Origin of the sequence: Eleftheria terrae (assembly GCF_030419005.1) — a bacterium.
Classification (GTDB): domain Bacteria; phylum Pseudomonadota; class Gammaproteobacteria; order Burkholderiales; family Burkholderiaceae_C; genus Caldimonas; species Caldimonas terrae.
Genome location: NZ_CP106953.1, coordinates 78,061 through 90,322 on the forward strand (window position 1 = coordinate 78,061; position 12,262 = coordinate 90,322).

At 70.9% G+C, this 12,262-nt stretch carries 7 protein-coding genes; 4 read left to right on the forward strand and 3 right to left on the reverse strand.

Annotated elements, in window-relative coordinates:
- Positions 1-13: 13 nt before the first annotated feature.
- Positions 14-904, forward strand: a complete 891-nt coding sequence (locus N7L95_RS27325; RefSeq protein WP_301260791.1) for a DUF1826 domain-containing protein — start codon at positions 14-16, stop codon at positions 902-904.
- Here N7L95_RS27325 and N7L95_RS27330 read toward each other — a convergent pair.
- Entirely contained in the window at positions 867-1,781 is a 915-nt protein-coding gene (locus tag N7L95_RS27330) for a hypothetical protein (protein ID WP_301260792.1), read from the reverse strand. The two genes, N7L95_RS27325 and N7L95_RS27330, sit on opposite strands and share 38 nt — an antisense overlap.
- Positions 1,782-1,880: 99 nt before the next feature.
- On the opposite strand from N7L95_RS27330, the gene N7L95_RS27335 reads away from it, so the two are divergent.
- Positions 1,881-3,236, forward strand: a complete 1,356-nt coding sequence (locus N7L95_RS27335; RefSeq protein ID WP_301260793.1) for a 2OG-Fe(II) oxygenase — start codon at positions 1,881-1,883, stop codon at positions 3,234-3,236.
- Between the two features lie 14 nt (positions 3,237-3,250).
- Positions 3,251-5,377, forward strand: coding sequence for a sulfotransferase (locus N7L95_RS27340; RefSeq protein WP_301260794.1), 2,127 nt, complete (start codon positions 3,251-3,253; stop codon positions 5,375-5,377).
- Here the strand turns inward: N7L95_RS27340 and N7L95_RS27345 are convergent.
- A complete protein-coding gene (locus N7L95_RS27345) occupies positions 5,341-5,763 on the reverse strand; it encodes a hypothetical protein (RefSeq protein WP_301260795.1) in 423 nt (140 codons plus the stop codon). The genes N7L95_RS27340 and N7L95_RS27345 overlap by 37 nt on opposite strands.
- A gap of 215 nt (positions 5,764-5,978) precedes the next feature.
- Between N7L95_RS27345 and N7L95_RS27350 the strand changes: the two genes are divergently transcribed.
- Positions 5,979-8,945 carry a glycoside hydrolase family 9 protein gene (locus N7L95_RS27350; RefSeq protein ID WP_301260796.1) on the forward strand — a complete coding sequence of 989 codons (2,967 nt, stop codon included), beginning with the start codon at positions 5,979-5,981 and terminating at the stop codon, positions 8,943-8,945.
- Between the two features lie 169 nt (positions 8,946-9,114).
- Here the strand turns inward: N7L95_RS27350 and N7L95_RS27355 are convergent, their stop codons facing one another.
- Positions 9,115-11,760 (reverse strand): PEP-CTERM sorting domain-containing protein, encoded by a 2,646-nt coding sequence (locus tag N7L95_RS27355; protein WP_301260797.1) that lies wholly within the window; start codon positions 11,758-11,760, stop codon positions 9,115-9,117.
- Positions 11,761-12,262 lie beyond the last annotated feature (502 nt).

A 12,262-nucleotide genomic window follows, 5' to 3' on the forward strand; every position in this document is an offset into this window, starting at 1 on the left:
GCAGGGGTCCCCCATGATGAGGATGCGCAAGCATCGGGTGGTGACTAGACTAAACCCATTGCCTCTGCGAGGCAAACCGGAATCACCTGGGGTGCCGATGATGTCGCTGTCCATGCAAGACCGGCAGGCCGCGGCTGCCGCGGTGCTGTTCAGCACCGATGCCGCCACGCTGATGCGTGTGCGGGAGCCCGGTGTGCAGGCCGTCATTGTCGAGCCCGCCGCGCATGCGGATTGGCAGGCCGAGGTCGCGGCCGCCGTCGAGGGCGGCCGCTTTGTCATTCCCCGCGCGACGCTGGTCGCGCCCCGCTGGGAAAGCCTGGCGCATGTGCTGGAGTCGCATCTGCCGCAGGTGGGCCTCGCCTTCGAGACCCGGCTTGCGCTGATCGATGACCTGGTGGCCCTGGCCGAGGCGCTCACCGCGATCGCTGCCTGCCACCGGCTGATGCTGCGGGTGTTCACCGAGCCGCCCACAGAGCATTGCGGCTTCCACCTCGACACGGTGGCGCCAGGTTGCCCGCCCTACGGGCTGCTGAAGGTCTACAACGGCGCAGGCACCCGCTATGTCGATGCGGCCGATGTCCGGTCGATGCGGATGTTCTACGACTACCTGGCGCTGCGTGAGCGCCTGGTGCGCGAGCGGCATCTTGCGCCGGCCGGGCAGGCGCAGGCGCTGCAGGCCCGGGCCCGCGCCCTCGATGCCGAACTGCCCTTCCTGCGGCCGGCGGCGCCGGTGCAAGTGGTGCCGGCCGGGGCCACGGTGGCCTTCCGGCATCTCGATGTGCGCGAGCATGGCAGCAATCACCCGAGCGATCGGGCCTGGATCCATTGCTCGCCGATGGCCGGTGCGGCCCGGCTGGTGGCCAGCTTCACGCCGCTGGATGCGGCCGGGGCCCGGCAGGGCTGATCCACAGGCCCGCCTCGGCGGCGAGCGTCGCATCCAGTGGCCGCAGCAGCCCCGCCAGGCGCCGGCCGGCCTGCGCCGGTCCATGGTGGGCGCGGAACCAGTCGCGCGGCGCCGTCACCCGCCCGAGCAGCCGCAAGGCTGCCTCGACCACATCCTGCTCGTCGTCGAAGAAGTCGCCGGTGTGTCGGTTCACGTATTTCCAGCCACCCAGGATGGCCCGATGCACCAGCACCGGGCGGTCCAGGCACAGGGCTTCCGCGATGACACGCGGCGACGGATCGAGCGCATTGGGGCAGAACACGAGCCGCGCGGCCGCCATGGCGGCAAGCAGTGGCGGCCAGTCGAGCCGGTCGACCTGCGTGATACCGGCTTGCCCGCACAAGGCACGTTCGGCCCGGCCCACCACCAGCGAACGCAGGCCCAGCTCCAGGTGCAGGCGGGGCAGGCAGCGAGCGGCCAGCGCGCCGTTCTTGGCCGGCGCCTGCCAGTCCTCGGCGGCGCCGACGTAGACAACGTCATGCAGGCCGGGTGGCGCGGCCCGTGCCGCCTGCCGCGCCACCCAGGTCCAGTCGGTGAAGTCGGAGGCACTGAGCAACGCGCGGGGCGTGGCGGCGGCAAGGTGGTCGTCGGGCTGCCGGAAGCAATGGCACCAGGCTTCGCAGACCGCTTCGTAGTCGAGCCCGTCACGGCTGTCACGGCGCGGAAAGTCGAAATAGCTGCTGACGCCGACGAGCCGGGCGCCGCAGCGCCGCAGTTGTGCAAAGCAGTCGTGCTGCGGCGGCGAGACGAGCGGCCCGTGCAGCGCCACCCAGGCGCTGGGGGTGCCGTTGGCAAGGCACACGGGCTCGAAAGGCCAGCACAGGTCGGGCGGCATCATCACCTCTCATCAATTCTGTTCAGACATGAAGTTGAAGGTGCAGGAGGACTGCCTAGACTTGGGGAGCGCCGTGTCTCCGTCGGCGAAGGGAGTGCCACCATGATGAACTCGCGCAAGCATTTTCACGATCCCGGCAACCGATCATGCCGCATCGACATCTTCGATGAGCTGAGCGGGCAGGCCCTGGCCGCGGTGCGCCAGTTCGCACGCCGCATTGGCGCTCCTCACTTGGTCGATGAAGTGGTGCTGCCCAGCCTGGCCGAGGGCGATTGCCAGATCGTGGCTGCCGTGCGCGACCGGCCGTGGCCGCCCTGGGGCCTGGGAGCCCGCGAGATCGTTGCCCTGTGCATGACCCAGTCGGTGGCCGATGCGAGTTATGCCGTGTCACCCATCTACACCTTGCCGCAGGAGCTGACGAACGTGGGCATGATGAGCGCCGTCTACAAGGAAGCGCTCGACCAGCTCGCGGTGCGCCCCCGGGCCGAGCTGTGCTACCTGGCGGCCGAAGACTCCACGCTGGCCGATGACGTGTTGTGCCATGCCGGGTTCGAACGCACCGAAGATGTCTTCGTCACCTGGCAGTCGCGCTACAACACCTATCGTGCGCCGGTGCAGAAGGTGCTTGCTGCGCTCTCGCTCGAACAGACGTCCTCACCCGAGTTGCTCGCCCATGCCATCGAGCCGGCGGCGCTGCGGGAGCAGGCCTTGTTCCACCACACCATCCACAACGGCTCGCTGGCGGAATGGGCCACCGGCGAGAGCCTGCGCTCCGAGCTGATCCGGCTGGTGCGCGGAGGACACTCGGGCAAGCCCGGTGGTGTGCCCGGCGGCACCGGGCGGTGGGAATGGGTCTTCGACCCCGAGATTCGCTTCGCGGTGAGCATCAACCACTTCCTGGGCGCCGAGCGCGACCGCCTGCTGGCCTTCGTTCTCGAAGCGCAAGACCGCTTCCGGCCGGCGACGGTGGATCGCGGGCAGGGCCGGCAAGTGGACGAGAAGCTGCGCCGCGCCAGCACGCTGGACGACCTCGGCGAGTTCGCGCCGCACTTCGAAAAGGCCCTGCTGGAAAACCTGGAGCCGGCGCTCAAGCGGCTGCAGCACCCGGGCTTCCCGGTGGGCCGCATCGAGATGCAGGTGACCGCCAGCGGCGACGGGGACTACTTCCGCCTGCATGCCGACACCGACGCGACCGACACCCGCGAAATATCCTTCGTCTATTACTTCCACCGGGAGCCGCGGCGCTTCTCGGGCGGCGAGTTGCGGCTGTACCAGAGCAAGCGGGTGAATGACCAGCTGATCCCGGCCGACCATCCGCAGACCCTGTCACCCCGCCAGGACATGTTGCTGCTGTTCCCGAGCACCAACGACCACGAGGTGCTGCCGGTGCGGGTGCCGAGCGGCGAGTTCGCCGACTCGCGTTTCACGCTCAACGGCTGGATCCATCGCAAGGCCTGAGGCGGGAGCACTCCATGCGCATGCTCAGCCTGGCCTGGGGCGCCGCCCAGGCCGCCGCGATGCGGCCGGCCTGGCGCGCCATGGTGTCGCTGGCGCCGACGCCGCTGCCGGGCCTGCTGGCCCGCCAGTGGCTGCTGCATGCCCATGCCGTGCAGGCGCAGTACCTGTTCAGCGACGACGACGCGGCAGACGCCTTCCTGGCCTGCCCGGGCGCCGATCTCGCCCATGCCCGCTTCCAGCAGCGGGTGGGTCCGGCACTGGCCGAGCCGGCGCAGGTGGCGCGCGGGCCGGCAGGTGCCGCACCGCAGCAGCCCATCTTCATCATTGCCGCGCCGCGCTCGGGCAGCACCTTGTTGTTCGACCTGCTGGCGCAGGCGCCCGGGGTGCAAACCCAGGGCGCCGAGGGCCAGGGTGCCGTCGAGGGCATCGTCGGCCTGCACCCGCAGCACCGGGGCTTCGCCTCCGACCGGCTCGACGAGACCGATCTGACGCCCTCCGTGCTGGCCTGCCTGCAGGCCGGCTGGGGCTTCGGCCTGCGCGACCGTCAGGGCCGCTCCGGCTTGCCGCCAGACGCTTCGGCGTCCCGTGGCAGGCCGCGCCTGCTGGACAAGACCACCGAGCACAGCCTGCGGGTGGCCTTCCTGGCACGGGCGTGTCCGGACGCGCGGTTTGTCCTGCTGCATCGGGATGCACGCCAGAATGTCAGCAGCCTGATGCAGGCCTGGCAGCATGGCGGCTTCTCGCGCTGGCATGAGCTGCCGGGATGGCCGCCGCACGATTGGTGTTTCCTGCTGCCGCCGGGCTGGCAGGCGCTGCGGGGCCGGTCGCTGCAAGCGGTGGCGACCGCCCAGTGGGAGGCGGCACAGCACTGGAGCCTGCACGACCTGGAGATGCTCGACGCGGCGCGCTGGACCTGCGTGGACTACAACGAACTGGTGGCACAGCCTGCGCCGGTGATCGAGCGGCTCTGCGCGTTTCTCGATCTCGAGGTGGACGCCACCCTGGCGGCAGCGTTGTCGCGGCCGCTGCCCGTCAGTGGCACGGCCATCAGCCCGCCCTCGGCCATCAAGTGGCGCAGCAATGCCGGGCTGGACGTGGCCGCCCTCGAAGCGGCAACGCGGGTCACCAGCGCACGGCTGCGCAGCTTGCACAGCCTGGCGCCCGAGCCACCGCCCGCGGCTGCCCCCTCCCAGGTGGTTGCGGCGCAGGCGCAAGTGCGCTTCTCCTGCCCGCTGGCGGAGGTCGAGCCGCTGTGGAGCGAGCCGGGCACGGATGCGCTGGCGGTGCGGGCGGTGCAGGTGGCACCGAGCTTCCGCTTGCAGCTCGGCTCGACCATCCCGCTGGGCATGGGGGCCGCGGCACGTTTCCGTGAGCGCTTTGCCTGCGAACAGCCGGTCGTCTGGACACGTGACCCCTTCACGCAGGCCTTGCGCCCCTACTGGGTGGAAAGGCAGCAGGCGCGGTGGTTCGCCGCGCTGGCCCCCGGTGAGCCGCCGCCGCCCGCCGTCCCGGCGCTGCTGGCGCGGTTGCGAGGGGCCGGCATCACCGCATCGACGGCCGAGCACCTGGCGGCCGAGCAGCAGGGCGCCACACGGCGGGAAGCGCTGGCCGCCGCTTTTGCCGAACGCGGCTACTGTGTGGTGCCTGGTGTCGTGGCGCCGGCCCACACCCGCGCACTGGCCCAGTACTACCGGGCCCTGGTGGCAGCGGGCGGCTGGCGTGGCGGCGACGCACAAGTGGCGCGGCGCCATGGCTGGCACAACGAGAGCGTGGCGCGCTTCTTCCAGCACCAGCTGACCGGCTTCATCGGCGCGCTGGTGGGCGAGCCCGCCTGCGCGTCCTATGCCTACGTCTCGCTGTATCAGCGCGGCGCGCGCCTGGCGCCGCATGTGGACCGCAAGCAATGCGAGTACACCCTGTCGCTGGTGATCGAGGAGCAGGGGGGGCGCTCCTGTGACTGGCCGCTGCATTTCCTGGCTGGGCCAGCGGCCAGCGCGGTCACGCTCAACGTCGGCGACGCGGTGCTCTTTCGCGGGCATGACCTGCCACATTGGCGCGAGGCCCCGGCGTGCGAAAGCCTGTCATTGAGCACGCTGCTCTTTCACTACGTGCCGGCCGATTTCGCCGAGACCCTGCAGTGACGGCGGCGCACCCGCACCCGCACCCGCACCCGCACCCGCACCCGCACCCGCACCCGCACCCGCACCCGCACCCGCACCCGCACCCGCACCCGCACCCGCACCCGCACCCGCACCCGCACCCGCACCCGCACCCGCACCCGCACCCGCACCCGCACCCGCACCCGCACCCGCACCCGCACCCGCACCCGCACCCGCACCCGCACCCGCACCCGCACCCGCACCCGCACCCGCACCCGCACCCGCACCCGCACCCGCACCCGCACCCGCACCCGCACCCGCACCCGCACCCGCACCCGCACCCGCAAGGCGGTGCCAACACGACCACTGGTCGTGAAAGCGCTTTCAATGTCATTGAAATGGCGGCAGCATTTGAGTGCCTGACGCAAGCACGAGCCCCTGCAGGCTGCCTGCCGTGCCCGCATGCCTGCCGGCATGCCGCGGCGCGGCAATGTGGCCGGCTTTGGCCAGGCGGTGCCGCGCCGCTTCGCACGCACCGTGCCCTGTTCTCGGACGCCGTGGCCCGGCCCTGCGGCCGGGGCGGGATGTGCGCCACGCAAGGCGCCGCTCGACTTCATCAATGACGACAAGACGGGAGATCTTCATGGATCCATTCCACATCCCACACCGGCGGTCGCGCCTGGCGCGACTCTCGCGGGCCGGCCGATGGGCCGCCTGTGCGGCCGCGCTCGCGGCGCTCGCCGCCTGCGGCGGCGGCCAGGGCAGCGGCGAGTCGGCTTCCGCCCTGGCGGCCGGCAGCACGCCCGACGAAGGCCGGGAACAGGCCGCCGCTGCGGCTGCAGCGGCGCCGCGGTTCAACTATGCAGAGGCCCTGCAGAAGTCCATCCTCTTCTACGAGGCACAGCAGTCCGGCAAGCTGCCCAGCTGGAACCGGGTGAGCTGGCGTGGCGATTCGCGCCTGAACGACGGCGCCGATGTCGGCCGCGACCTGAGCGGCGGCTGGTACGACGCCGGCGACCACGTCAAGTTCGGCTTCCCGATGGCGTGGACGGCGACGCAGCTGGCCTGGGGAGCCTTGCGCTTCGAGGCCGGCTACAAGGCGGCCGGCCAGTACGAGGCACTGCTCAACAACCTGCGCTTCGTCAACGACTACTTCATGCGGGCGCATACCGCGCCCAACGAGTTGTACGTGCAGGTGGGGCAGGGCGGCACCGACCACAGCTGGTGGGGACCGGTGGAGGTCTACCCGCTGCCCGCGCCCAGCTACAAGATCACCGCCACCTGCGGCGGCTCCGACGTCGCGGCCGAGACGGCGGCCGCCATGGCCGCCGCTTCCATGGTGTTCAAGGCCAGCGACCCGGCCTATGCCGCCCGGCTGCTCACGCATGCCCGGCAGCTCTATGACTTTGCCGACACCGTGCGCGCAAAGTACTCCGACTGCGTGAAGGACGCTGCCAGCTTCTACAACTCCTGGTCCGGCTATGCCGACGAACTGGCCTGGGGGGCCGCCTGGTTGCACCGGGCCACCGGCGACAAGAGCTACCTGCAAAAGGCGGAGTCCTGGGTCGGCAGCTTCGGCACCGAAGGCCAGTCCGGCCACCTGCCCTACAAGTGGACGCATGACTGGGACAGCAAGCACTACGGCGTCTATGTGTTGCTGGCCGAGGCCACCGGCAAGGCGATCTACACCAACGCCATCGAGCGCAACCTCGACTACTGGACCACCGGCACCAGCAACGGCGAGCGTGTCGCCTACACGCCGGGCGGCATGGCCTGGTTACTGCAATGGGGCTCGCTGCGCTACGCGATGAATGAATCCTTCATTGCTCTGGTGTATGCCGACATCGTGAAGGACGGCGCCAAGAAGCAGCGCTATCGGGACTTCGCCGTCCGGCAGGTCAACTATGTGCTGGGCGACAACCCCCGCAAGAGCAGCTACATGATCGGCTTCGGGCAGAACCCGCCGCGCCATCCGCACCACCGCACCGCGCACGGCTCCTGGCTGGACAGCCGCGCCACACCGGCCGAGCACCGCCATGTCCTGTACGGTGCCCTGGTCGGCGGCCCCGGTTCCGACGATGCCTACGAGGACAACATCGACAACTTCACCACCAACGAGGTGGCGACCGACTACAACGCCTCGCTCACCGGTGTGCTGGCCAAGATGAACGAGCTGGCGCCGGGCAGCGCCCCGCTGCCCGACTTCCCGCCGCGCGAGCAGCCCACCGAGGACGAGTTCTTCGTCGAGGCTGGCATCAACAGCTCGGCGGCGCACTACACCGAAATCAAGGCCTGGCTCAACAACCGCTCCGGCTGGCCGGCCCGCCATGGCGACAAGCTGTCGTTCCGCTACTACGTCGACCTGAGCGAGCTGGCGGCCGCGGGCCGCTCTCCGGCCGACCTGACCCTGAGCACCAACTACTCGCAGGGGGGCACGGTGTCCGGCCTCTTCCGTTGCGGCAGCAGCCACGTCTACTATGTCCTGCTCGACTTCACCGGCGTCGACATCTACCCGGGCGGCCAGTCGGCCCACCGCCGCGAGATCCAGTTCCGCCTCTCGGCCCCCGCGGCAAGCACCTACTGGAACCCGGCCAATGACCCGTCCTATGCCGGCCTGGGCGCCGGCACCACGGTGAAGACGCCCGCCATCCCGGTGTACGCCGACGGCAAGCGCATCTACGGCCAGGAACCGGCCGCCTGCAACGGCACGCCGGTGGTGCTGCCGTCGGCGCCGCAGTCGCTGGTGGCGACAGCCGCGGCCAGCGCCATCACGCTGAGCTGGGATGCCGCCGCCCATGCCACCGGCTATACCGTGCTGCGCTCCAGCACCGGTGCGGCGGGCAGCTTCGGCCGCATCGGCAGCACCACGGCCACCCGCTACACCGACAGTGGCCTGGCCGGTGCCACCACCTACTACTACGTGGTGGCCGGCACCAATGCCGACGGCCAGGGCCCGGTGAGCGCGGCAGCGTCTGCCACCACCACGGCGGCGCCCACACCGGCGGTGCCGGTGCTGAATGCGGCCGCCGGTGATGGCAGGGTCAGCCTGAGCTGGAGCGCCACCGCCCGCGCCACCGGCTACCTGGTGCAAAGGGCGACCGCCGCCGCCGGCCCGTTCAGCACCGTGGCCACGCTGGCGGAATCGGCGCGCGGCCATGTGGACACCACGGTGACCAACGGCCAGGCCTACTGGTACCGCCTGGTCGCGACGAATGCATCAGGCCAGGCGACCTCCACCGTGGTGGCGGCCACCCCCGGTGGGGTGGCACCCGGCGGCAGCTGCAAGCTGGTGCTGGATGCGAGCAACGACTGGGGGGCCGGGCAGGTCCTGACCGTCCGCCTGCTCAACACCGGCACGCAGGCTCTGTCCGGCTGGCAGGTGGGCTGGACCGGGTCGCAGGACTTCACAGTCCAGAACAGCTGGAGCGGTGTGGTGACCACCAGCGGTCGCACCGTCACGGTGAAGCCGGCTGCGTGGAACGGCAGCATCGCCCCGGGTGGCAGTGTCGAGCTGGGCCTGCAGATCGCCTACAGCGGCGCCCGGCCGCTGCCGACGAACGCCAGTGTGCAGGGGCGCAGCTGTGCCGTGTCGATCGTGACGGGCCGCTGAAGCGGCCGTCCCGCAGGGCGCGGGACGGCGCCGGGCCGGCATCGCAGCGATGCGGCCCGGCGCCACGCGATGGGGGTGGCGCCTGCAGAGGCGCCGCCCCGTTCTCGTTTCCCCGCCTGCATGCGGTGCCAGGCGCCGCCGCGCCTGTGCCGGCACGGCGGCGCTCGGCTCAGCGCTTCTGCCGGCGCCGCGTCCAGGCTGCCAGGCCGGCCAGGCCCAGGCCGAACAGGGCATAGGTCTCGGGCTCGGGCACCTGGGCCACCGTCAGGATCACGTCGTTGCCGGCGTAGGACACGGTCAGCCGGAACAGCGAGGGGTCGAGGTTGCTGGTCACGCTGGCGAAGGAGCCGCTCATGCCGCCTTCGATCGTGAGGAAGTGAAAGCTGCCGAGCACCGCTTCCTCCGCCTCGAACGCGACCTTCAGCTCGCCACCCAGCTTGGCCTGGCCCTTGACGAACAGCCGGTCATACAGCTCGGCGCTGTCGATGTCCAGCAGCAGGGTGCCGGTCAGCTCCGCATGCTGCGTCACCAGGTGCCCCGTGCCGACCTCGTCCTGGGCACCCGCGCTGTAGACGCCCCGTGTCAGCGCGACGCGACCGGCATCGATGGTGCCGCCCAGCCAGGTGGCACTCCAGTCGCTGAACCACTGGTCGTAGCTGCCGGTGCGCAGCGTGCTGCCCGCGCCCACGTACACCGTGCCGCCGTTGCCGAGCCCGTAGCCGAGGCCGCCCGGGCTCAGCGTGGCGCCGTTGAGCACCGAGAGTGAGCCCCGGTTGGAGCTCAGCTGAGACAGCGCGTCCACGTCGCTGCCTTGCCAGGGATTGACGATCTTGGCCTGCGGGCCGTCGAGCACCACCGTCGTGCCGGCGTCGATGGTGTTGATCAGGGCCGGGCGTGTGCCGCTCTTGGTGCTGCCGAGGTTGAGCGCCAGTGTTCCATTGCGCACGACATAGGTGCCGCCGCTCAGCAGACCGCCGGCGAACTCCTGTTGGCTGTACTGCGCCAGCGGGCCCCAGACCACCAGGCGCCCGCCGTTCGTCTCCAGCGTACCGGTGTTGTTCACCTTGCCATTCAGGCGCAGGGTGCCGGCATTGACCGCGCTCACCGTGCCGCGGTTGTCGAAGTCGGCGGTGATGGTGGTCTGCCCGGCACCCGTCTTCAGGTAGCGGCCTTCGTTGAGGAAGGACGCCACCGAGATCATCGTGGCCCGCGGGTACCACCAGCCGTTGGCGTCGAGCTCGTAGGTGCCGACGCTGTTGTGGTCCTCGAAGGTGGTGCCGGCCCGCACCCGGATGCTGCCGGTGCCGGTGATGTCGGCGTTGCCGTCCCAGTGCACACCCCCCTGGAAGTCGAAGGCGGTGTTCATCTTCTTGGTCGGCGGCGGGGCGCTGGTGTCGGCCCACCAGTAGCGCTGGTTGTTGCTCAGCGTGGTGCGGCCACGCACGGTCACCGGGCCGGTCGTCGTCACGTCGCCGTCGGCCCAGTCCATGATGTCGAGCGTCAGCTTGCCGTTGACCCGCACGCTGCTGAAGCCATAGCCGAGGGTGCGGCCGTCGCTGTCCACATACTCATAGGGATCGGCGATGCGCAGCGCGCCGATGTCCAGGTCGCGCTGAACGAAGAAGGCCGCTCCGTCCAGCACCTCGACCCGGCCCTGCCCGTGCAGCCGGGCCCCGGGCTGGACGCTGTACTGGCCACCGCGCAGGCGCATCACCCCTTCGTTGTAGACGGTGCCCGCGAAGCTCATGCCGCCCTCGAAGTCCGGGTACTGGTCGGCGCCCACGAACTCCAGGCTGCCCTGCTTGGCGATGTTCCACTGGCCGGTGGCCGTCGAGCCGGTGCGCGAGAAGGCGAACCGCGCCTTGCCCCCGTCGAGCACGTTCAGGGTGCCGTTCTGCTGCAGGTCGCCGCGGTAGGTGGACAGGCTCATCTCCGACGCAACATCGATGCGCCCCGTGTTGAGCCAGGTCGCTCCAACGTAGCCGCTGAAGCTCCAGCGGCCCTGGTCGATCTGCATCGTGCCGCTGTTGTGGTAGCCGCCCGAGTACGACTCCACCAGCGTGTCGGCGCCACCGGTCTTGCGGTAGCTGCCGGCATTGGTCACCTGGCCATACATGAGGTTGAGGTGATGCAGGCCGGTCCGCGCCTCGTCCAGCACCTGGCCGCCGGCGCCGAAGTGCAGGTCGGCGTCGCCGGAGATTTCGGAGGCGCCGTCCTGCCAGCGGGTGGTGCCATTGAACGCCAGCTGGCCGCCATAGGAGCCGGCGGACAGTTGCGGCCCGGCCAGCACGGTTTCGCCGAGCACCGTCAGTTGCGGGCCGGTGGACGACGTGCCGCTGTCCAGGCGACCGCCTTGCCACAGGAAGCTGTCGACGGTGAGCGTCGCGGCGGTCGGGCCGTCGACCGTCGCCGGGAGGCCGCCCAGCGAGCCGCCCAGCAGCTCCAGCCGGCCGATGCGGGAGCCGGCGCCGGCCAGCTCCAGCGAGCCGCCGGACAAGCGCAGCGTGCCGGTGCCGTGGAGGGTGGCGGCCTGGAAAGCGCCGTCGCGCACAGTGGTGTGGCTGGCGCCGAGCAGCACTGCGGTGGAAGGCGAGGCCGGCAGGCCGGCCGACCAGTTGCTGGCCAGGTCCCAGAAGGCCTTCTCGGGGCCGGCCTGGCCGGTCCAGCGGGTGTCGAGGGCCATGGCGCCCCCGGCGTGCAGGAAGAGCTGTGCCGCCGCCGCGGCCAGCACGGCCCGGCGGGGGCCGCTGCGGCACACGCGCCGCATGCCGGGCGACAGGCGCGGCCGAGCGAGCGACGCGAGGTTGCTTCTCATATCAAACTCCTTGAAGTGCTGTTGTCGTTGGCATCGGCTTGCTGCCGCGGATGAGGCGGCGAGCGGCCGGCACGCAGGGCGCGACCACCGATGGCGTTCGTCGCCGGCGCTGGCCGGCGAATGGGTGCAAACGCGACGCGAGCATCGCCAGCCGGGCTCCGTTGCGGCGGCGAAGTTGCAAGAGCCGGTAAGGCCGGCTGGCCCTGCAGCGGGTTGTCGCCCGGCGCGGCGGCGGCGCCTCCTGCCCGGAAGCCCGTGCGAATCGGGGCAGCCCTTCGAGAATTGCCTGGAGCCGCCTGGCTTCGCGGGCGGTCAGGGGGCCCGGGGCACCACATCGCCCCCTGTCCACGCGTCGCTTCAGCACTGCACAAATTGTTTGCGATGTGACATGGCCCGCGGTGGCGCCGGCGCGACAGGGGCGCTCGCCGGCACAGCGGGTGCGGCGGTGGCTGGTCGTGCCGCCGGTCGCGCCGCTGGTTGGGCATGACCCGGCCAGCGTGCG

What these genes read in the sequence shown, in the direction of transcription:
- N7L95_RS27340 (WP_301260794.1), top strand. Translation starts at nt 3,251, where the DNA reads ATGCGCATGCTCAGCCTGGCCTGGGGCGCCGCCCAGGCCGCCGCGATG.
- N7L95_RS27335 (WP_301260793.1), top strand. Translation starts at nt 1,881, where the DNA reads ATGATGAACTCGCGCAAGCATTTTCACGATCCCGGCAACCGATCATGC.
- N7L95_RS27355 (WP_301260797.1), bottom strand. Translation starts at nt 11,760, where the DNA reads ATGAGAAGCAACCTCGCGTCGCTCGCTCGGCCGCGCCTGTCGCCCGGC.
- N7L95_RS27350 (WP_301260796.1), top strand. Translation starts at nt 5,979, where the DNA reads ATGGATCCATTCCACATCCCACACCGGCGGTCGCGCCTGGCGCGACTC.
- N7L95_RS27330 (WP_301260792.1), bottom strand. Translation starts at nt 1,781, where the DNA reads ATGATGCCGCCCGACCTGTGCTGGCCTTTCGAGCCCGTGTGCCTTGCC.
- N7L95_RS27325 (WP_301260791.1), top strand. Translation starts at nt 14, where the DNA reads ATGATGAGGATGCGCAAGCATCGGGTGGTGACTAGACTAAACCCATTG.